Origin of the sequence: Fusibacter sp. A1, assembly GCF_004125825.1 — a bacterium.
Taxonomy (GTDB): Bacteria; Bacillota; Clostridia; order Peptostreptococcales; family Acidaminobacteraceae; genus QQWI01.
The window spans coordinates 330944-352555 of the sequence record NZ_QQWI01000003.1 but is presented as its reverse complement, the minus strand read 5'-3'; the positions used below and the strand labels follow the sequence as shown (position 1 = coordinate 352555).

Annotated in this window: 23 protein-coding genes; 18 read left to right on the top strand and 5 right to left on the bottom strand. The window is 45.6% G+C overall.

All coding sequences use genetic code 11. From position 1 onward, the window contains the following. The first annotated feature begins 1 nt into the window (after position 1). Together rnmV and rsmA are read left to right on the top strand one after the other, a co-directional pair. Complete coding sequence (gene rnmV / locus DWB64_RS05640; protein ID WP_129487225.1) at positions 2-553, top strand: ribonuclease M5; 552 nt, start codon at positions 2-4, stop codon at positions 551-553. Continuing rightward, complete coding sequence (gene rsmA / locus DWB64_RS05635; protein WP_129487224.1) at positions 546-1421, top strand: 16S rRNA (adenine(1518)-N(6)/adenine(1519)-N(6))-dimethyltransferase RsmA; 876 nt, start codon at positions 546-548, stop codon at positions 1419-1421. Before rnmV ends, rsmA begins: the two co-directional genes overlap by 8 nt. On the opposite strand, the gene recU is transcribed toward rsmA, so the two are convergent. Further along, positions 1400-1951, bottom strand: coding sequence for a Holliday junction resolvase RecU (gene recU, locus DWB64_RS05630; RefSeq protein WP_129487223.1), 552 nt, complete (start codon positions 1949-1951; stop codon positions 1400-1402). The genes rsmA and recU overlap by 22 nt on opposite strands. A gap of 204 nt (positions 1952-2155) precedes the next feature. Between recU and DWB64_RS05625 the strand changes: the two genes are divergently transcribed. Then, entirely contained in the window at positions 2156-2383 is a 228-nt protein-coding gene (locus DWB64_RS05625) for a glutaredoxin family protein (protein ID WP_129487222.1), read from the top strand. Between the two features lie 58 nt (positions 2384-2441). On the opposite strand, the gene DWB64_RS05620 is transcribed toward DWB64_RS05625, so the two are convergent. Further along, positions 2442-3113 carry a Crp/Fnr family transcriptional regulator gene (locus DWB64_RS05620; protein ID WP_129487221.1) on the bottom strand — a complete coding sequence of 224 codons (672 nt, stop codon included), beginning with the start codon at positions 3111-3113 and terminating at the stop codon, positions 2442-2444. A gap of 174 nt (positions 3114-3287) precedes the next feature. On the opposite strand from DWB64_RS05620, the gene DWB64_RS05615 reads away from it, so the two are divergent. The 7 genes from DWB64_RS05615 (at position 3288) to DWB64_RS05585 (ending at position 11181) form a co-directional block, all read left to right on the top strand. Then, entirely contained in the window at positions 3288-4013 is a 726-nt protein-coding gene (locus tag DWB64_RS05615; protein WP_129487220.1) for an ATP-binding protein, read from the top strand. Between the two features lie 26 nt (positions 4014-4039). Then, positions 4040-5689 (top strand): hydroxylamine reductase, encoded by a 1650-nt coding sequence (gene hcp / locus DWB64_RS05610; RefSeq protein ID WP_129487219.1) that lies wholly within the window; start codon positions 4040-4042, stop codon positions 5687-5689. Positions 5690-6073: 384 nt separating this feature from the next. Further along, positions 6074-8560: a DsrE/DsrF/DrsH-like family protein gene (locus DWB64_RS05605; RefSeq protein ID WP_129487218.1), complete on the top strand. Its 2487-nt coding sequence runs from the start codon at positions 6074-6076 to the stop codon at positions 8558-8560. A gap of 106 nt (positions 8561-8666) precedes the next feature. Beyond that, on the top strand, positions 8667-9347 hold the full coding sequence (locus DWB64_RS05600; RefSeq protein ID WP_164980251.1) for a cytochrome c biogenesis CcdA family protein: 681 nt from the start codon (positions 8667-8669) through the stop codon (positions 9345-9347). A gap of 11 nt (positions 9348-9358) precedes the next feature. Continuing rightward, complete coding sequence (locus tag DWB64_RS05595; RefSeq protein WP_129487216.1) at positions 9359-9967, top strand: TlpA disulfide reductase family protein; 609 nt, start codon at positions 9359-9361, stop codon at positions 9965-9967. Between the two features lie 11 nt (positions 9968-9978). Further along, a complete protein-coding gene (locus DWB64_RS05590; protein WP_129487215.1) occupies positions 9979-10245 on the top strand; it encodes a metal-sensitive transcriptional regulator in 267 nt (88 codons plus the stop codon). Between the two features lie 87 nt (positions 10246-10332). After that, positions 10333-11181 (top strand): DMT family transporter, encoded by an 849-nt coding sequence (locus DWB64_RS05585; protein WP_129487214.1) that lies wholly within the window; start codon positions 10333-10335, stop codon positions 11179-11181. Between the two features lie 54 nt (positions 11182-11235). On the opposite strand, the gene DWB64_RS05580 is transcribed toward DWB64_RS05585, so the two are convergent. Together DWB64_RS05580 and DWB64_RS05575 are read right to left on the bottom strand one after the other, a co-directional pair. Further along, positions 11236-12435 (bottom strand): OFA family MFS transporter, encoded by a 1200-nt coding sequence (locus tag DWB64_RS05580; protein ID WP_129487213.1) that lies wholly within the window; start codon positions 12433-12435, stop codon positions 11236-11238. A gap of 162 nt (positions 12436-12597) precedes the next feature. After that, positions 12598-13503, bottom strand: a complete 906-nt coding sequence (locus DWB64_RS05575) for an AraC family transcriptional regulator (RefSeq protein ID WP_129487212.1) — start codon at positions 13501-13503, stop codon at positions 12598-12600. Between the two features lie 197 nt (positions 13504-13700). Here DWB64_RS05575 and DWB64_RS05570 point away from each other — a divergent pair, with 197 nt between their 5' ends. The 4 genes from DWB64_RS05570 to DWB64_RS05555 are packed head-to-tail and all read left to right on the top strand — an operon-like array spanning position 13701 to position 17599. Beyond that, entirely contained in the window at positions 13701-14777 is a 1077-nt protein-coding gene (locus DWB64_RS05570) for a Gfo/Idh/MocA family protein (RefSeq protein ID WP_129487211.1), read from the top strand. A gap of 26 nt (positions 14778-14803) precedes the next feature. Next, positions 14804-15532, top strand: coding sequence for a sugar phosphate isomerase/epimerase (locus DWB64_RS05565; RefSeq protein ID WP_129487210.1), 729 nt, complete (start codon positions 14804-14806; stop codon positions 15530-15532). A gap of 21 nt (positions 15533-15553) precedes the next feature. After that, a complete protein-coding gene (locus tag DWB64_RS05560; protein ID WP_129487209.1) occupies positions 15554-16519 on the top strand; it encodes a sugar phosphate isomerase/epimerase in 966 nt (321 codons plus the stop codon). Beyond that, positions 16520-17599, top strand: coding sequence for a Gfo/Idh/MocA family protein (locus DWB64_RS05555; protein ID WP_129487208.1), 1080 nt, complete (start codon positions 16520-16522; stop codon positions 17597-17599). Positions 17600-17665: 66 nt separating this feature from the next. Here DWB64_RS05555 and DWB64_RS05550 read toward each other — a convergent pair whose 3' ends face one another. Next, the gene (locus tag DWB64_RS05550) at positions 17666-18616 is read right to left on the bottom strand and encodes a helix-turn-helix transcriptional regulator (protein ID WP_129487207.1); all 951 of its coding nucleotides are present in this window, start codon (positions 18614-18616) and stop codon (positions 17666-17668) included. A 159-nt stretch (positions 18617-18775) separates the two neighbouring features. Here DWB64_RS05550 and DWB64_RS19205 point away from each other — a divergent pair, with 159 nt between their 5' ends. The 4 genes from DWB64_RS19205 to DWB64_RS05535 all read left to right on the top strand — a co-directional run bounded on the left by DWB64_RS19205 (position 18776) and on the right by DWB64_RS05535 (position 21593). Next, positions 18776-18913 (top strand): hypothetical protein, encoded by a 138-nt coding sequence (locus tag DWB64_RS19205; RefSeq protein WP_164980250.1) that lies wholly within the window; start codon positions 18776-18778, stop codon positions 18911-18913. 473 nt (positions 18914-19386) lie between these two features. Next, on the top strand, positions 19387-19881 hold the full coding sequence (locus DWB64_RS05545; RefSeq protein WP_129487206.1) for an NUDIX domain-containing protein: 495 nt from the start codon (positions 19387-19389) through the stop codon (positions 19879-19881). A 60-nt stretch (positions 19882-19941) separates the two neighbouring features. Beyond that, positions 19942-20652 (top strand): gamma-glutamyl-gamma-aminobutyrate hydrolase family protein, encoded by a 711-nt coding sequence (locus tag DWB64_RS05540; protein WP_164980249.1) that lies wholly within the window; start codon positions 19942-19944, stop codon positions 20650-20652. A gap of 17 nt (positions 20653-20669) precedes the next feature. Then, on the top strand, positions 20670-21593 hold the full coding sequence (locus DWB64_RS05535) for a YafY family protein (protein WP_129487204.1): 924 nt from the start codon (positions 20670-20672) through the stop codon (positions 21591-21593). Positions 21594-21612: the final 19 nt, after the last annotated feature.

The window sequence follows — 21612 nt, the reverse complement described above, 5'->3', positions numbered from 1 at the left end:
AATGCGGATAAAAGAAATCATCGTGGTCGAAGGCAGGGATGACGAGGCGAACATCAAACAGTTTGTGGACGCGCAGATCATCATCACCCACGGGTACGGTTTATCGGAAAGCACGATAAAGAGGATTCAATTTGCAGCGGATACGCTTGGGGTGATCATCTTCACCGATCCGGATTTTGTTGGAAACAAGATCAGAAAGCAACTCACTGCGATCATAAAGGGCAATGTCAAGCAAGCCTACATCACCCGTGAAGAAGGAACCAGAGCTGGAAATATAGGTGTGGAGAACGCTTCTGGACAAGCTATCTTGTCCGCACTGATGGGGGCACACGCGCAGAGTGACAGTATGGAAACTCTTTACACTAACAAGGACCTGATTCTTTTAGGGCTTGTCGGGGAAGAGGATTCAAAGGCAAAGAGAATCGCGCTTGGAAAGCATCTAAGCATCGGTTACGGTAACGGAAAACAGTTTCTGGCAAGGTTGAACAAGTACCAGATAGAGCGCGAGCGCGTACTGAAATTTATTGAAGAATATGAGGATAATCATGAGTAAATTAACATCTTTTCATTATATAAAATCCACCATGGAACAACACGGTGTGAATTTTTCAAAGAGTTTAGGGCAGAACTTTCTGATCGACTCCAACATTGTAGAAAATATCGCGGACGGCGCGCAGATCGGTCCGAATGACGGCGTGCTGGAAATCGGACCCGGCATCGGATCTTTGACCGAAGCGCTGCTGAACCGTGCGAAAAAAGTGGTTTCTGTCGAAATCGACAGAATGCTGTGGCCGATACTTGAATCCCATTTCGGCAGTGCACCGCATTTTGAACTAATTAAGGAAGATGTGCTTAAACTCGATTTGAAAGCCCTGATCGCTGAAAAGTTCTCTGAATGTGAAAAAGTGAAGGTTGTCGCCAACCTTCCCTATTATATCACCACACCCATCATCATGAAGTTTCTTGAAGACGGCATCCCTGTGTCGGATATCGTCGTGATGATCCAAAAAGAAGTGGCTGACAGGATGAGTGCTGATAAGGACAACAAGACCTACGGTTCGCTTTCTGTGGCAGTTCAGTTTTATGCGGAGCCTAGCGTGCTCTTTAAGGTTCCAAGAACCGTTTTTGTACCTCAACCCAATGTCGAATCCTCGGTGATCCGACTTAAAATCAGAGAGAATCCTCCGGTGGATGTCGTCTCTCGGGAAATGTTCTTTAAAACGGTGAAGGCGTCTTTCGCTAAACGCAGAAAGACGTTACTGAATACAGTAACGTCCACCATGGGTATCGATAAGGATGCCTTTAAGGCGATTTGTGAGAAGCTAGCTATTTCTCCAAGCATACGTGCTGAAAATCTTGACATCGTCGCCTTTGGTAGACTGTCAAATGAAATCTACGACTACTTCAAAGCATTGGACTGAGCATTTTTCCAATCGATATAGGCATTGACGGCATTCAGGTAAGCCAGGATGCCGTTTTTTTCGCGCTTTATCTTGAATTCGTCCGCCATTTCAGTATAGGGAATGGACTTTCGCCCCCCGAACTGAGCTTTTTGGTAGTAGGTTTCAAGGAGCTCGAACGGGAGCAGGTAATAGGTGTCGTCGTGTTTGAAATGAACGATTAAGAAGGCGAGTCCGCCCTGCCTTGTGACATCGCGCATGTAGTCCACCTGATGGGCATGTATGTTTTTTAGCGGCAGCGATTTTTGATGGGTTTCCTTCGCGTCGAAGGTGATGTAAATACCTTGAACGATGCCGTAAAAGTCGATGGTCGCCTTTTTTTCAAAATAGGCCTTGGTGATCAGACCCTTGCCGTCCAACTCCACAACGGTAACCGGAGTCGCAGCCTTATCCACCCGGGCGATGCCGTGGGTCTGGTAAAAGTCGTTGCTCAGTAGGATCAAATCTTCAAGCGCGTCGCCACGTTTGCCACGTGTTTTCCAAACAGTCATATGTCATCCCCTTTGTTAGTGATGGTTTCATTTTAGATAAGTCAAATGATTATTGCAAGTGATTCTCGAAGATTGCGACTTGGATGATTGAATCCGTACAAATTTGGATATAAACATAATGCGTAGGTTGACAACATCCGTCACCTCAATTACAATGACAATATAAGCCCCATATACAGGGGATAATTGAATGGAGGATTAACAATGAAAAACGTTGTAATTTACACATCTAACACATGCGGATACTGCCACGAAGCAAAACGTTACCTTGATGCTAAAGGCGTATCTTACTCAGAAAAGAACGTTTCTACGGATATGGAAGCAAGAAAAGAACTGATGGACCAAGGGTTCATGGGCGTTCCTGTAATCCAAGTCGAAGAAGATATCGTTCAAGGTTTTGATAAAAAAAGACTAGATGAACTTCTAGGATAGCAAGAAGAAAAGCTTCCCATCACGGGAAGCTTTTTATTTTGTCTCCATTTGCAGTTTTTCAGTTGAGTGACTCCTCAAGTCTTTCGATATCCAGAATCTTGAACGTCTCCCCATCGTAGTCGATCAGACCGTCTTCCTTCATTTTCATCAGCTCCCTTGAGAGAGAGGGCCTTTGTATGCCCATCAGGTCCGCCATGGACTTGCGGGTGAGTCCCGTCTGAAACATTTTTGTTCCTTTATTCTTATACTGCATCAGTAGGAAATTCGCCACCCTTTTTCTGATGGTATCCAGCGAAAGGTTCTTGATCTTCTTGTTCATCGTCGTCAGCTTGTTTGAGAGGACGTTCAGGTAGTTGTTCAGCGCCAGCGGGTAATCGTGAAAGAGCTCAAGAAGGAGATCGGTGGCGATGAAACCCACTGTGATGTCCGTAAGCGCGACCACCGTGACGGGATACGTCGGATTCTTGCTGAACACGACAGCCTCGCCGAACACATCTCCTCTTGAGAGTCTGACGAGTGTCAAAACCTTGCCGGAAGGATAGATCGATTGAATTTCTGCCGTGCCTTCTCTTACAATACCGATTCCAGTGACGGGATCTCCTTCATGAACGATAACTTCACCCTTTTTATAGGATTTGAACCGCAGGAATCTCAATCGGATCGTATCTTCAAGTTCCTTTTTGTCGAAGCCTCGAAATAAAATACAGTCGTTTACCCAGTTTGTCTCCATAAGTATCTCCTCGGTAACATCGGTTACCGTCAATTTAAGTTTGGTCTGCTATCATTTAGTTATTGAAAGAAGAGAAAAGCTACTTGAAAGCGCATCTCAACATAATTGTAACATAGGTTACCGCATTTTGTGATTACAAGTGGTTAAATTGGATATAAGAGAGAGGGGTGCGTGATGAAAAGAAGAATAATCGAAATAGATGAAAAGCTCTGTAACGGTTGTGAGCTATGTGTAAGCGCATGTCACGAAAGCGCGATCCAGATGGTCGACGGCAAAGCGAAACTTGTCAGCGACATCTACTGCGACGGCTTAGGCGATTGTCTGCCCAACTGTCCGACAGGGGCTATCAGGATGATCGAGCGTGAAGCCGAGGAGTATTCACAGGAAGCGGTCGATGAGAGGATCGCCGCTGTGAGTCAGCCGGTTGAGGAAGAACTTGCCTGCGGGTGCCCTGGTTCGATGGCAAAAGCCATAAAGCCTAGGGAAAGTATCCAGAAGGTTTCTGTCAAAGAGGTGGATGATTACAACCAGGCCCTCTCGCAACTTACGAACTGGCCGGTGCAGCTGAACCTAGTGAATCCGAAAGCCGAGTACCTTAAAGGGGCAGATCTGTTGATCGCCGCCGACTGTACTGCATTTGCATACGCTGATTTTCATAAGGAGTTCATTAAGGGCAGAGTGGCGCTGATCGGGTGCCCGAAGCTTGATGATAATAACTACTACATCGAAAAGTTGACAACGATTTTCGGTGAAAACGCACCAAAGAGCATCACCGTTGTCAGAATGGAAGTTCCTTGCTGCGGCGGCATCGTCTCAGCGGTTAAACAAGCCATGCTGAATTCAGGCATGATTGTTACTTATAACGAAGTAACCATTACACTGGAAGGTCTTAAAAAGTAGACCCGATCTGAAAGGAGAATTACACGATGAGTATGTTTTGTTATCAATGTCAAGAAGCAGCTGGTGGTAAGGGTTGTAATAAAGTAGGCGTATGCGGTAAGCAGCCTGAAACTGCAGGAATCCAGGATCTGTTGATCTATTCGCTAAAAGGCTTGGCGGAATATGCCGGCCAGGCAAGAGCTGCTGGTCTTAACGATTCGGATACGGACCGAATTATGGTGGACGGTCTATTCTCGACCATCACAAATGCAAACTTTGACAATGAGGCGTTAAAAGATAGAATTGAAGCGGTACTGAACAAGCGTGACGAGTTAAAAGGTAAATTAGAGGCAGCAGGCAAACTTGCTGACAAGGCTTACCATACTTCTGCCACATTCGAACTTGCACGTGCGCACTACGATACTAAAGCGGTTGAGGCTGAAGTGGGCGTGCTTGCAACAGAAAATGAAGACGTTCGTTCTCTTAGAGAACTTGTGATTTACGGATTAAAAGGCATGGCCGCATACGGTGAGCACGCACTAAACTTAGGAAAAGCAAATGCTGAGATCTTCGCATTCATCGAAAGAGCGCTAGTATCGACACTTGACGATACGATGTCTGCTGACGAGTTAGTGGCACTTGTTCTTGAAACAGGTAAATTCGGTGTTGACGTCATGGCACTGCTTGATGCTGCCAATACAGAAGCTTACGGTAATCCAGAGCTTACTGAAGTGAACATCGGAACAAGAAACAAGCCGGCGATCCTGATTTCTGGTCATGACCTTAAGGATATGGAAGAGCTGCTTAAGCAAACAGAGGGTACCGGCGTGGATGTATACACCCACTCAGAAATGCTTCCAGCCAACTACTATCCCGCGTTTAAAAAATACGAGCATTTCGTAGGCAACTACGGCAACGCTTGGTGGAAACAAAAAGAGGAATTCGCTACATTCAACGGTCCTGTTCTGTTTACTACAAACTGCATCGTGCCTCCAAAAGCGGATTATGCGGATAGAGTTTACACGACTGGCGCATCCGGGTTCCCAGGATTCAAGCATATCGCCGACAGAGTGGATGGCGGACAGAAGGACTTCTCAGAAATCATCGAACACGCTAAAAAATTACCTGCTCCGACTCAAATCGAAGAAGGTACGATTGTCGGCGGCTTCGCTCACAATCAAGTGCTTGCCCTTGCAGACAAGGTGGTTGATGCTGTTAAGACTGGCGCTATCAAAAAGTTCTTCGTCATGGCAGGCTGCGACGGTAGAATGAAAGACAGAAACTACTACACTGAGTTTGCAGAAAAATTACCGAAAGACACAGTGATTCTTACTGCGGGTTGTGCGAAATACAGATACAACAAGTTGAACCTTGGTGATATCGGCGGTATTCCAAGAGTGCTTGACGCAGGTCAATGTAACGATTCTTACTCACTTGCTGTCATCGCGCTTAAACTTAAAGAAGTGTTTGAGCTTAACGACATCAACGAACTTCCAATCGCTTACAACATCGCCTGGTACGAGCAAAAGGCCGTCATCGTCTTGCTTGCCCTCCTCTTCCTAGGCGTCAAGAACATCAAATTAGGACCTACACTTCCAGCATTCCTTTCACCGAATGTGGCTAAAGTACTGGTTGAAAGCTTCGGCATCAACGGTATCGGATCAGTGGAAGATGATTTAGAACAGTTTTTAGGTTAACTATTAGTAAAAGAGCAATCCATCTTGATGGGTTGCTCTTTTTTTAGGTGAATGTGGGATGGCAGGGATTTGTGGAATGTGGAATTTAGTTTGTGGAATCCTTAGAAGCTGCGCTTGGCAGGCAACTTCCCACGCACCAAAGGTGCAAGGGTTTCTACACTCCGCATTCTACATTCAACAGACCTCTTTATCAACATTGCTACAAAAACGTAATATCTGAATAATTGAATATATAACGATTGAAAATGCTCACTCCCTGTGTTGAAAAAACACCCCCTGCAAGGGAGGGGTTAAAAAAGTATTGACAAGACCGCAGTTTGTTAGTTATTATATTAACACAAGACAACCCCTAAGGGTAGGGGGTTTCGAGAGGAGAAATATTCAATGGATAAGAAAGTACTTATTGTCGGTGGAGTTGCCGGTGGAGCCTCAACTGCTGCCAGACTTAGAAGATTAGATGAGAATGTTGAAATCATCATGTTTGAAAAAGGGGATTACATTTCCTTCGCAAACTGTGGACTGCCGTACTATATCGGCGAGACGATCAAAGAGCGTGACCTTCTGCTTGTTCAAACTCCAGAAGCGATGAAAGCAAGATTCAATATCGATGTGCGCGTCAAAAATAAAGTGGTCGATATAAACAGGGAAGCAAAGACTGTGAAAGTGGAAAAAGTGGATACTGGTGAGACTTACGAGGAGAGCTATGACGTATTGGTCCTTTCCCCTGGTTCCACACCGCTTAAGCCACCTATCCAAGGAATCGACTCACCCAATATCTTCACACTATGGGATATTCCCGACACAGATGCGATCAAGAACTTTGTAGATACGATCAGACCAAGAAGAGCGGCTGTCATCGGTGGAGGATTCATCGGTATCGAAATGGCTGAAAACTTTTCTGAAAGAGGGCTTGATGTCACTCTAATCGAAAAAGCGGACCAGGTCATGACTCCTATCGACAAGGATATGGCAGAAATCGTACATCATCACTTGGGTGACCAGGGCGTCAGATTGTTCCTTAATGACGGCGTTCAAAAGTTCGAGTACAAGAACGGTGTAACTACAATTTACCTTGAAAGCGGCGAAACTGTGGATGCGGAGATCGTCATGCTCTCTATCGGTGTGAAGCCTCAGTCAGAACTTGCAAGACTGGCAAAGCTTCCAGTGAACGCCCGCGGTGGAATTATCGTAGACAAGCACATGAAAACGGAAGATCCGAATATCTATGCACTTGGCGATGCGATCGAGGTCGATGAGTTCATCACAGGTGAAAAGGCGATGGTTCCGCTTGCAGGACCTGCCAACAAGCAAGGTAGGATTGTTGCCAACAACATCTGCGGTATCGAAGAGACCTATAAGGGTACACAAGGTACTTCTATTGCAAAAGTATACGACCTTACGGTTGCAAATACAGGATTAAATGAAAAGACACTTGCCCGTATGGGTAAGATTTATAAAAAGGACTATCATTCCACACTCATCCATGTAAAATCACATGCGGGCTACTATCCGGGCGCGATTCCAATGGCGCTGAAACTGATTTACGCAACGGACGGAAAAATTCTTGGTTCGCAAGCTGTCGGTTATGTGGGAGTAGACAAGCGTATTGACGTAATCGCAACAGCTATCCGATTCGGTGGAACTGTAAACGACTTGAAAAACTTAGAGCTTGCTTACGCACCACCTTACAGTTCTGCTAAAGATCCTGCAAACATGATCGCTTTTGTAGCGGAAAACGTCTTGACTGGAAAAATGGATTATGTGAACGCCCATGAGATGACGGACATCGATTTTGATAAGACAATCATCCTCGATGTACGTGACCCTGAAGAACGTGATTTCGGCTTTGTAGAAGGTTCGATGAACATACCTGTCAACAGCCTACGTGAAAGAGTGGAAGAGCTCGATAGAACTAAAGAGATCATCATCTACTGCGCGATCGGACTTAGAGGTTATGTGGCCTCAAGAATCCTTAACAACCTAGGATTTGAGAACGTGAAGAACTTAAACGGCGGTTATACGAGCTATAAGATGGTGCACAGCGATATCGACCATTCGTGTCCGATTCCTTCTGAGGAAGCCGATGCCGACTTCAACGATTCGGGTGATTCTGACGCTGATCAGTCTTTTAATGAGGGCACTGGGGTAAATGTAAAACTAAACGCTTGCGGCTTACAGTGTCCAGGACCGATCATGCAAGTGTATAAGCGAATGGATGAGATGAATCGTGGCGACATCCTTGAAGTAGCTGCTACAGATCCCGGCTTTGCATCAGATATCAAGACGTGGTGCAAACGCACTGGAAATACCCTGATCGATTCTGGAAAAAGGTCCAATGAATTTTATGCGGTCATAAAAAAAGGTCACCCTATCATGCATAGCGGAACTCAGTCCAAAATGCCTGAAGACAAGTCGATGGTCGTATTTAGCGGCGAGTTCGATAAGGCTGTTGCGACCTTCATCATCGCCAACGGTGCGACGGCAATGGGAAGACAGGTTACCTTGTTCTTCACCTTCTGGGGACTTAACATTCTTAGAAAACACGATAAGGTGTCTGTCAAAAAAGATTTCCTTGCAAGAATGTTTAGCGGAATGATGCCTAGAGGCTCAAAGCGACTTGGTCTTTCGAACATGCATATGTTTGGAATGGGTCCTAAGATGGTTAGGATGGTCATGAAAAAGCACAATGTGGATTCACTTGAAGAACTGATGCAGCAGGCGATCGATAACGGTGTTAGAATCGTTGCCTGTACCATGAGCATGGATCTGATGGGAATCACAAAAGATGAGCTGATCGATGGTATTGAATTCGGCGGTGTCGCTTCTTATTTAGGCGCTGCGGAAGAATCGAATGTGAATTTGTTTATCTAATTGACTAGCCACCCCCGTGGGGGTATAGTATAATAAAGCAACATGACAAACGAGGCTGTTTCTTATGAAACAGCCTTGATTTTTAATCAATGATAAGGAGCTGAACGTGCAAATAACCTATTTTGGTGTATGGCTAGCAGGTCTGCTGTCCTTTTTCTCGCCATGTATCGTGCCTCTGATTCCCATGTTAGCCGGGTTTCTAGCCGGTGAGATGGATGAGGAAGGTGGAAGCAGGAGAAAATTATATGTGAACGGAGCAGGCTTTTTCATAGGACTCATACTGGTCTTCATTTTACTTGGCGCGGTCGCGACGAGCGTGGGCGGATTTTTACTTGGAATTTCAGATACCTTAAGAAAAGTATTCGGTATACTTGTCATCCTACTGGGGGTCTTTCAGCTCGGAATCATCAAACCAAGTTTCCTGATGAGAGAACGTAAAGTAAGGGTTCGTGCGAAAAAAGCAAAATTCGGTACTGCGGTGGTTATGGGAATGGCCTTCAGCTTTGGATGGACTCCCTGTGTCGGCCCCATACTGGCTACGGTGCTTTTGTACGCTGCGAACAGTCAGACGATTGGAACAGGAATGTTCTTACTGCTGATCTATGCCTTCGGTTTCATGATTCCATTTATAGCTTCGGTGCTGCTCATGAGTCAGCTTGTGATCCTGCTTGAAAAGTCGGGAAAGTATCTGCATGTCGTCAAAGTCCTGTCAGGACTTCTGATTATCGCCGTAGGATTTATGATTTACTTCAATTATCTCAATAAGATAACAGCATTCTTCTCGTAAAGGAGCGAAATATGAAAAAAATAATGGTAAGTGTACTGCTCATCGTACTCAGCGTGATACTTCTGGCCTGTCAGCCAGTCAATCTTTCTATAGAACCGCCAAAAGGCGATCAGCCTCAAACCGTTCAAGCGGATGAGCAGGAAAGTACGGAGGCTGTTTCTGAAGCTGTCGAAGAGGCGAGTGTAGAAGAAGGATTTTTACCGGGTAAGAAGGCGATTGACGTGAGTCTTGATGACATAGACGGCAACCCTGTATCCTTATCCGATTTCGAGGGACAAGTAGTGATACTCAACTTCTTTGCAAGCTGGTGTCCCCCTTGTAGAGCAGAGATGCCCTACATCAACGAAGCCTATCTTGAAAACAAGGACGATGGTGTCGTCGTTTTAGGAATCAACCTGACTGAACAGGATAAGTTAGAGGACATGTATGCGCTGCTCGAGGAATTCGAAATCGCTTTTCCGATACTCTTAGATGAAAAAAGTGTTGCTGCAAGAGATTACAAAGTGCGTTCGATTCCAACGAGTGTGGTCGTCGGTCCCGATGGGATCATCACAGATTACCATGTCGGAACGATAAATAAAGAGCAGTTTTTAAAGCTAGTAGAGAACGCAAGACAATAGGAGGGGCTATTATGAATGATGCGAAGAAAAAGATTATCAATAGGCTGAAAACAATCAAGGGACACATCGCAGGCATAGAGAAGATGATTGAAGAGGATAAGCCGTGTGAGGACATCCTGCTACAGATCGCAGCAATCAAATCGAGTGTCCATAAGGTGGGAATCGTCATCATGGAAGAGCATGCGATGCAGTGCATGGTCACAGACGACGATGGTAATCTGGTGGATAAGAAGCAGATGGAAAACGTGATAAAAACGCTTTTGAACTATTCAAAATAACTGGCTCCCCTACGGGGAGCTTTTTTAATTTACAAATAATTGCCTGGGCCCTATAATGTCATTAAAGACATAAAAACGAGGTTGAGAATGAGTAGAAATAAAGCGATTATATACATGGTATGCGCCGCTCTCTTATGGAGCTTAGGCGGTTTGTTCATCAAACTTGTAGACTGGCATCCGTTAGTCATCGCAGGGATAAGAAGCGGTATCGCAGGTAGTCTCATGCTGTTCTTTTCAGGAAAACTGCCAAAGCGGTTTTCAAAGGACGTCTGGATAGGCGCCGTTTGCTATGCGACACTTGCAACCTGCTTTATCTTTGCCAATAAGCTGACGACCTCGACCAATGCGATCTTGCTTCAGTTTACCGCACCCATATGGGTTTTGATGATCTCTACAGTAGTGTACAAGGAAGTGCTTCGCAAAAGGGATGTGCTGGTGATCCTATCTGTGATGACGGGCATGGTCCTGTTTTTTGTCGGAAACCTGTCGGTCGGAAACATGCTGGGAAACCTCCTTGCTATCCTAGCGGGTATCATGCTTGCGGTGATGATTCTTGTGATGAATCGTAAAAAAGAAAACAATCCGCTTCATATGACACTTTTGGGAAGTGCGATTCTGTTTGTCCTGGCGCTACCCTTCGCATTGCTCTTTCCACCGTCCATCACGGTTCAAAGCGTGTCCAGCATTCTAGTGCTTGGGATTTTTCAATTAGGGCTTGGATATGTCTTGTTCACAAAATCGGTTCAACATGTGACAGCGCTTGAAGCCGCTCTGATACCGGTCATAGAACCCCTCTTCAATCCGCTCTGGGTCTTGATCTTCATCGGTGAGAAGCCGACGGTGTACTCGCTGATCGGTGGAGGGGTCGTACTTGGATCGATTGTTTGGAAGCAGATGATCGATGGAAGGGAAACTCTTGCTAGAGCGGTTCGCTAATAGAATGAAATAAAAAGACCACTCATTCGAGTGGTCTGATTTTTTGCCTTTTTACTATGCCGATTTAGTTGTTTTAGCAGTAGCTTCTTCTTTCGCTCTCTCTTTGATGAAGAAGGAAAGTCCAAGACCGATCATCGCGGCAACCGCCGAGAAGATGAATGTAGTCGTATAACTACCGACCATTGACTTGATGAAGATACCGGATAGTGCCGCAAGGCCGTATGCCTGGTAAACCACACCATAGTTGGATCCGTATCTGAATGAACCGAACTCTTGATTTGTGAACGTAGGGAAAAGTGCCAGGAAACCGCCGTAACCCACTGCCACACCGATAACGCTTAGGTAGAATACCGCTTTGATATCCGCTAAGAAGCTTAGTGACAGGAGTGATGCGATCGTAATCACGAAGATCAGCTTAAGCACATTGAGCGTGCCGAACTTATCGGACAAGGTACCGGAAACAAGTCTACTGCCGGCATTGGATATCGCCAGGATAGAGATGACACCTGCAGCCATTGTCACATCAAGACCAGCAACTTCGATACCGATGTTTTTAGCGGCACCAAGTACAAGCAGACCTGGAATTACTGCCAACCAGTACATCACCCAAGTGATCTTGAATTTCGATGTCTTCATCATTTCTTTAGTAGTATAGTCGCCTTCGCCCTTTTGAGCGGATTGCTTTACAAAGCCGACTGGATTGTTTGTGAATAAGGCACCTGTCATGATCAGCGCCATTGAGATGATACCAAGTTTAAGGAAAGCGCCAGAAACGTCCGTTGTAGTCAAGAAGTTTGAAATGACCTTTTGGAAGATGATACTTCCACCACCGAATACGCCGACAGAAAGACCTGTGATCATACCTCTGTTCTTAGGGAACCATTTGATCAGTGTTGAAAGCGGGCAAACATAGACAAAACCTACACCTGCGCCTGTCAAGACACCATAAGTCAAGTAAAGCATGCTTGGAGATGTTACAAATGAAGACAAGATGAGTCCTGTTCCATATAAAAGACCACCGATCATCAATGTGATTCTAGGACCGTGCTTATCCACTAGGCGGCCTGATGCAAGCGTACTGAATGCAAAGACGAATTGTGCCAGTGAGTAAGGTAAAAGTATGGAATTTCCATCCCAACCACGTTCCACTTGCAGTGCGGTGCCGAATATACTCCATGCGTATAAGCCCGCTATGGTAACTTGAGCGAGTAATGCTCCTACCAAAACCATATACTTGTTTTTAACTGTAAACATATTCTCTCCTCTTAAAATTTATTTAGAAAACGATTTCACACCAATCATAAACGTTTGAGTTACTCTAAGGTCAACACGAAAAATTACAATAAATTATTTTTATCATGAAAGAAGAGAAGTTGTATCAATGCAAGGTACTTAGGGGGCGTATAATTTGAACGCTCACTCATACCTATCCACCAAAGACTTGAAGTTGGCTCTGAATTGACGGGGGGTCATGTTCTTGTAGTGTTTGAACTGCTGTATAAAGTAGCTGGATGTTGAAAATCCTACGCTTAGTGCTACATCGGTGATGCTGAAGTCGGTCGTAGCCAAAAGGTTCTCGGCTTTGGATACGCGCACGTGATTGACGTAGTCGCTGAAATTGCGCTGCATGGCGGATTTGAAAAACCTAGAGAAATAACTGTAGCTCATGTTCGAAAGCTGAGCCATCTCGTCTATGGTGATTACCCGGTCGTAGTGGTTTTCAACATGGTCGAACACCTTTTGAAGCCGCTCGATGGTCTCTTGGTTGAAGGCATAGCAGAGGTTGAGGTCGAGGCCCTGCTCATTCCAGGTTCTTAAAATCCATAAAAAAATACGACCGATATGGGTACGAACCGCGAGTTCGAACCCGTATTTTTTTTGTGCGTCTTCCACGAGGATCTCATTTAAAAGTTGGGGGAGAAAAGTGGCGCTGATCTCGTGATGCCTGAATATCTTCTGGTGCGTGGCGTGAAGCATGGTGAAGGGCAACACGTATTTCGCCTCAAAGATGGTTTGCGTCGTGGTGTAGAGGAGTTCTGGGTCAAAGCGTATGACGATGTACTTGTTGTTTCCTTCTGAGAGGGCCCTGATATAGTGCACTTCCATCGAATTGATGACGACCATATCCCCTTTGTAAAACGTATCGCCCTTACCGTCCAAGAAAATGCTGAAACTGCCGCTTAGGCAGTAGAGGATTTCAATATAGGTATGATAATGCGCTTCGACCATGACGCGCTGCCCCACGGCTTCTTGTATATGGCTTCTGAAGGGGTAGGAGACGCCACCCACAATAAATTTTTGGTTTTCGTAAAAGCTTTTCATCTGTGCTCCTTATGAAAGCGTTGAAATAAGTAGGTTTTCGAGAAGTTACAGTTATATAAAAGTCTGAAAGTGTATTTGCTATGACAAATAATTGATATTTCTTGATGCAATTATTATATTATGAAAACGCTATTTTAGCTATACTGACAGCATTAAAAGGAATTTAAACTGTGAGTCAAGGACAAGGAGAGTTAGTGATGAAGAAGATTCGCGTTGGAATTATAGGGTGTGGCGGTATTGCAAACAACAAACATATGCCGGTGCTTAAAAAGCTTGATCAGGTCGAGATGGTGGCCTTTTGCGACATCGATCTTACAAAGGCGAAACAGGCTGTAAAAGACTTCGGCATAAAGGGAGCAAAGGCGTATCAGGACTTCAATGAGCTTTTAAAAGACGAATCGATCGACACCATCCATGTATGCACCCCAAACAAGTCGCACATGGAGATATCCGTTGCCGCCATGGTGGCTGGCAAACACGTGATGTGCGAGAAGCCGATGGCAAAGACGGCAAAGGATGCGCGACTGATGCTAGAAGCGTCAAAGAAAACAGGCAAGCTGTTGACGATCGGCTATCAGAACAGGTATCGGGCGGATAGTCAGTACCTGCACAAGGCCGTAAAGCGTGGAGATTTGGGAGAGGTCTACTTTGCCAAAGCCCATGCCATAAGACGTCGCGCCGTACCGACATGGGGCGTGTTCCTAAACGAAGAGGAACAAGGCGGAGGCCCCCTTATAGATATCGGAACCCATGCCCTGGACCTTACGCTTTGGGCTATGGACAATTACAAGGTCAAAAGTGTCAAGGGCAGCGTCTATAAAAAGCTGGGCGACCAGACCCAAACGGGCAACGCATGGGGAGACTGGGACACTCAAGCCTTTACTGTGGAAGATTCGGCTTTCGGGTTCATCACCATGGAAAACGGTGCGACAATCATGCTGGAGGCGAGCTGGGCGCTGAACACCCTGGATGTGAAAGAAGCGCGTACTACCCTTTGCGGGACAAAGGCAGGAGCAGACATGGAAGACGGTCTTCGGATCAACAGTACTGATTTTGGAAAGCTTACGACACTGAAGCCGTCGCTTGGCGCAGAAGGCGTGGACTTTTACGAAGGCGGCGAGGACAAGCCTGAAGTACTAGAAGCCAAAGCGTTTTATAGGGCTGTGATAGAAGACGAGCCACTAGTTGTCGAGGCGGAGCAGGCCCTGGTGGTCACCGAGATCCTCGAGGCGATCTACGAATCGGCAAGAACGGGTAAAGAAATTGAATTTTAACCTTGTGGCTAAATAGGGAGAAGAGGATGAAAAAAATATACGCCCAGCTGTATTCCATCAGAGACGAGATGGTTAAGGATTATATGGGTACGCTTGAAAAAATCGCAGCCATGGGATATGCGGGTGTCGAATTCGCAGGATATGGGGGATATGCAGCAAAGGAGCTCAAAGAAAAACTCGACAGCTTGGGACTGATTGCGATCTCTTCGCATGTAAGCCTTGACAGGCTCACCACACATCTGGAGGAGGAAATCGAATTTTTAAACGATCTGGGTGCAAAGTATCTCGTTTGTCCATGGGCCGACATCACGTCGGTGGAAAGCGCGTTGGAGCATGCGAAACTCTTCAGTGCGATCGGAAAAAAATGCGCGGAGTCAGACCTTATTTTCGCCTACCACAATCACGACCATGAATTTGAAGAATCGCAGGGACAATCCCCCCTTGAAGTCCTATTTGAACACGTGGACAGCCGCTATGTGGTTCTACAGCCCGACCTTTACTGGATAGCGGTGGCAGGACTTGATCCAGAGGAGTATCTTAAAATCAATTCAAGCAGATGCCCTGTGGTTCATTTAAAACAGACGAAAGTACTTGGTGAAAGGCTAAACGTGGAAGCGGGTGAGGGTGTGATCGACTTTAAGCGCATGATCATGGATTATCCTGAGAAGGACTTTATCTATGAACAAGAGACTTCTAGCGGTACTAGCCTTGAGAGCATGGAACGTTCACTTAGGAGCTTGCTATCACATAAATGATGACAATAAAGGAGTAAGACCATGAAATTAGGAGTATTGACGGTACCATATAGCGCACTTACATTAGAAGAAACACTGATCAAACTCAGTAAAATGGGCGTTGGGGCCCTTGAACTGGGTGCGGGTGGCTACCCTGGCAGCGCCCACCTGAATGTCAAGGAACTACTTGTGGATCAGGGTGCGGTAGAAAAGGTCAAAGCGTTAGTATCAAAATACGGCATGCAGATCTCGGCACTCGCGTGCCACGGAAACCCGGTTCATCCGCAAAAGGAGATCGCAAAAAAATTCCACGATGAGTTTACAGACGCTGTGCTTCTTGCAGAAAAATTAGGTGTGGACACGGTAGTGACCTTCTCAGGATGCCCGGGTGACGGTCCGGGTGCCACCTACCCCAATTGGGTGACATGCCCTTGGCCGGATGATTTTGGACGCGTGCTTGAGTATCAGTGGGATGAAGTGCTTGTTCCCTACTGGAAAGAGACCGCCGCTTTTGCAAAGGAGCATGGCGTGAACCAGATCGCCCTAGAAATGCACCCCGGCTTTTGCGTGTACAATCCAGAGACGCTACTGAAACTTAGAGAAGCTGTGGGTGATGTGATCGGAGCGAACGTGGACCCGAGCCATCTGTTCTGGCAGGGCATCAATCCTGTGAGTGCGATCAAGGCATTAAAAGGTGCGATCTATCACTTTCATGCCAAAGACACCAAAATCGATGAGCGCAATGTAGTCATAAACGGCGTGCTTGACAACAAACATTACGGTGATGGACTCGACAGGTCGTGGGTGTTTAGAACTGTAGGTTACGGGCACGGACTTGAAGTTTGGAACGACATCATCAGCATGCTAAAAGCGGTCGGCTACGACGGCATCATCAGCATCGAGCATGAGGACGCGCTGATGTCGATTGACGAGGGCATGTCAAAGGCGTGCGAGTTCCTAAATAGGGTCATCGTTTTCGAATCACCGGCGGACATGTGGTGGGCATAAGTGATAGTTAAGCGAGGAAAACAGATGTTGAAAATGGGTATCATAGGCTATGGTGGCATGGCAAGCTACCATGTGGACTGCTTAAAGGCATACGAACGACTTGAAGTGAAGGGCGTTTACGATGTGAATCCAGAGCGAATGAAAGTGGCAGTGCAAAACGGATTGAAGGCGTACTCGTCCAAAGAAGCGATTCTCCATGATCCGGAGCTTGATCTGATCTTGATCGCCACCACCAATGAAGTCCATATGGAACTATCTATAGAAGCGATGGCTGCCGGCAAACACGTGATCTGTGAAAAACCGGTCACACTCAGTTCGATTGAGCTCAGTTCCATCATGGAGGCTGAAAAAGAGTACGGAAAAATCTTCACCATCAACCACAACAGGCGTTCGAACAAGGATTTCGTGCTGATGAAACGGTCTGTGGAAGCCGGACTTTTGGGTGAGGTGTATGTGATTGAATCACGCGTCGAGGGTTCGCGCGGAATGCCAAAAGGCTGGCGCACGATCAAGGAGCTGGGTGGCGGAATGATGCTCGACTGGGGTGTGCACCTTATCGATCAGCTCCTTCACATGAGTGATGACCGCGTGGTAAGCGTGTCATGTAAAATGTTCAGTATCCAGTACCCTGAAGTCGATGACAATTTCAGACTCACGCTGACCTTCGAAAAGGGCCTTATAGCCCATGTCGAAGTGTCCACAAACAACTACATCACCCATCCCAGATGGTACGTGCTTGGAACAGAAGGTACCCTTCAAATCGATGACTGGAACTGCGACGGCAAAATCGTACGCTGCATCGATCCTGACAGTACGTGGGAGGATGAAATCGTCTACACCAAGGCAGGTCCGACAAAAACCATGGCGCCACGTCGCAAAGAGTCTACAGAAACACTTGTGCTGACAGAGCCTCTTGATGTCACAGACCACCTTTGTGTCGTCTACGACGGATGGATAGACGCCATCGAAGAAAAGCGTGGGCTCAGTATCACAACGGAGCAGGCCATGCGGGTCATGAAGGTGATGGAGGCCGCATTCGAAGCGGATAAAACTGGTCGTACGCAACTGGTAAGTATTTAAGTTGGTCTAAAATATGAAAACAAAAAGAGCCGGTTCAAAATGAATCAGCTCTTTTTCTATGGCCTTTTAGCGCTTGATTTCAAACTCCGCATAAATGGTATCCAAATCGATACCATACTGATCCCTTAGCGTTTTTACAATGGCCGATTTACGAGTGGGTGTCTCATTCATGCAAATCGATGCGACGAGGAGTTTGTAAGAGGGGTCATTTAACTTGAAAAGTGCGATGACCTTTCTTAGCATCAAATTGTTATAGGTCGTATTGGAGAAGCGAAGCTGGGGGTTGAAAATGGCCTTGTCGACAATGGAAATCACCTTTTCATGATTGTCGAAATAGTGATAGGAGTAGCTCAAATTCAGATAAAGAAACCCTAGCTGATTGGTCTGGTGCTCTGACCGGTAGGGATTGGAGTCTACAATGGCAATCACGTTCTCGATAAGTTCGATCGCCCTCATATTATCCTTTATACGCCTATATTGGATTACCAGCAATAGTGCGATCGTTATCTCAAAGTCATAAAGGTAAACATCGGATAAGATCCGCTTTCGATTTCGACTGAGCTCGATTAACGTGTCTTCCAGGTTCATGATGTTGCGCTTGATATCCTTGGTCGATTTCTCCCCAAGTGACAGGCAGCAAGTCAAAAAATGGATGATGAGTTCTGTTTTGGTTTCGTCTTTCGAACGGGAGGATAAGTTATCTATAAGTTCAAGCAACTTAGCGCTAAGGATGCCATACTCAAGATTCTTAGACAGGTTGCTCACGTCACTTATGAGTTCTGTCGAGAACATGTTGGTATAGGCCCTGTTTTTCATAAAGACGTTGATCATGTCGATCTTATACAAATCGGATAAGCGTTCCAAGGTTTTCAGCTTAGGCTCGTGACCCAAATCCTCAAATCTTCTTAAGGTTTCTTGTGGCACGTGGGCGTTTTTTTCAACATAACTTCTTGAATACCCTAAATCCACCCGTATTTTTTTTGCCTCAAGGCCAAACTTAATGTAATTGTCTTTCACAGCAAACCTCGAATTCCAAACTGATTATCGTTAACGTCGCTATGTTAAGGAAATCCTAACTAGCTTTTTTACAATCATAGTTTACCCCATTTGTGGGTGAATTAGCTATCTAAATCTCCTGTATCTTTGAATTATCTGAGAGAGAAGGAGAGCTAATCTATGAAAAGAAGCGTTGTCGGTTTTGTAATGGTCCTTGTATTATGTTTGTCGGTTGCATTCACTCAGCATCATGAGAACAAGTTCATGGCAGGAGAAGAAGACTTTCCACCGGATTTCGGAAGACCTGTCACACTATAATCCAAACTGAAGAATAATCATACTAGTAGATAAACCAATTCATAGACTAACCGCTGAACCAATAGACAAACCAGTAACCATAGCAAACGTCAAAAGTGCCGTTGTGAATCTGAAGGTGACACATTGGTGCTTTTGGCATATTCAGTTGAATACAGCTACAACTTTCTGAGCTTTCTCCAGGGTTTTAGTAATCGTTCTCTTAAGTGATCACTGACTCTCGACAAGTTTTTTGAATCTTCCTTAGGGTAACCGTAGCTATTCTCAAGGGGGATGCTCAGAAAGTGGTAGGTAGTTCTGTTAAGATGTATAATTGCATATTACGTTTACCTTAAAACACCACAAGATGGTGTTTCTTTTATTATAATCAAGTAATGAAGGAGCTGTTTCCGTGTTCGTTGTTAGTGAAACGGCTCAAAATAGATGAACTGATGAAACTAGATGACATACATTGAAATGTACAGAAAGGAATCAAGATGGAGATTTGGGATATATACGATGAAAATAAGCGCCTGACGGGTAGGACGACGATCAGGGGAGACAATTTGGAAAAAGGCGAGTATCACCTGGTCGTTTTTGGGATTGTCAAAAACGCCAAAGATGAGTTTCTCCTGTCAAAACGGTCACCCGAAAAGACCTTTGCCAATACATGGGAAGTCACAGGCGGTTCCGCGACTGCGGGTGAAAGCAGCTATGATGCGGTGAAACGTGAGTTGGAAGAAGAAATCGGTCTAGTGGTGCAAAGCGTCGGGCACCTGATCCAAACCTATAGGATAGAGTCCGAATGCTCTCATTTTGCAGATGTGTGGCTATTTGAGCAGGAGTTCCAACTCGATGATCTAAGATGCCAGCCCGGCGAGGTCAGTGAGATTCAGGTGGCGACGAAGGACAAAATTATGGCGTTGTATGAGCAAGGTCTCTTTATGGCAGGCATTCCTAGGGTGGTGGAGTACTTTGAAAACCTATTGTAAATGACATGTGATTCTTATACGATAGATTTAAGCAAAGTATTCGGCAGATTGGAGAGCACAATGAAGAAAATCGGAGTGACCACTTACATCGACACGTGTGGTAAGAAAAACAGGAACATGATCAGTACCTCATCTGTGAAGGCGATTGACTCGGCGGACGGCATACCGATTGTCATCCCCTTGTCCGTAAAACATGACAAACTAGAGGGTTACATCGATACGATTGATGGGATCATCTTCACTGGTGGTGTGGATATCAATCCATCTTTATACGGACATGAGCCGATCGACCATACGAAGCATGTTTCTGATATCAGGGATAGCGTAGAGATGCATCTCTTAAGACTCGCCATCGAAAAAGGGATACCGGTGATGGGAATCTGCAGGGGCTTCCAGCTGATCAACATCTATTACGGCGGTACCTTGTATCAGGACATCAATACGGAATATGATACAAGTCTCGACCATCAGGGAAAACAGGTGGGTACTGGCGGTCTGGCGCATGATGTCGAACTGGTTGAAGACAGCAAGGTGTTTGATGTGTACAAAAAGAGAACGCTAGGAGTCAATTCCATGCACCATCAGGCAATCAACCTCTTGGGCGACGGCCTGAGGGTTACTGCGAGAGCCAATGACGGAATCGTTGAAGCGATTGAACATAGGACTGACAATGTGATGGGCGTGCAGTGGCATCCAGAGAACCTGATAGGATCCGAGGAAGACCATATCATCATATTCAAGCACTTTGTTGAAGGTGCCAATACTAAATAAGTCAGTAAGGACATGAAATGAAACTACAAAGATTGCTAAGGATAGTGACCTACCTGCTCAATAAGGAGTTTGCAACCGCAAAGGTGTTGGCTGAGAGGTTTGAGGTTTCTGAAAGAACCATTCAAAGGGATATCGAGAGCATCAATATGGCAGGCATACCTGTGGTGTCGCTAAGGGGTGTAAAGGGCGGTTATCAGCTACTGGATACCTTTAGGCTGTCCAGGCAAGTTGCCGACCAACAGGATCTACAGGTGATGCGGATGGCTTTGGAGTCGGCGATGAGTGCTTGGGAAAACAAGAAGTTGAAGGGTGCTTATGAAAAGATAGGCTCGTTGACATCAACGTCTGCACATCCTGTCAAACTGGACTTTAGCTCCGCGAATGAAAATCCAAAAATCACTACTTTGCTGACCGGTATCGAAGACGCGATTCGAAGTGAAAAACAACTTGCAGTCACTTATGTAAATGCCGATCACGGTTCAAGCGAGAAACGTTTGGAGCCTATCTACCTGGCATATCAGTGGTACAGCTGGTACCTTGTAGCTTTTGATACGCAAAAACAAGTCTACAGGACCTATAAGGTGGCTCGTATCACCGAGTTGAAAGTCACGGGATCCTCCTTTTCTAATCATCATCCAGACCATGCTCAGATTCGGTCTCTGGTCTCTCAGGAAGAGCTAAAGACCGTCGAAGTGGAAATTAAATACGCGGATAAGATCGCTGTTTCTGTCGATGAGTATCTCATGCCTATGGATGTCAAAAGGGTTGACGAGGAAACTTTATGTGCAAAACTGCACATCATCCCCAAAGAAAGATTATGGAAGGGAATCTTACTCAGTTTCGGCAGTGATCTCGAAGTTGTTGAACCGCAAGAGATAAGAACGCTCCTTGAGGAGCATACAAGAAAAATAATGACTATTTATTCGAAACACGACAGCTAGTTGTCGTGTTTTCTTCTTT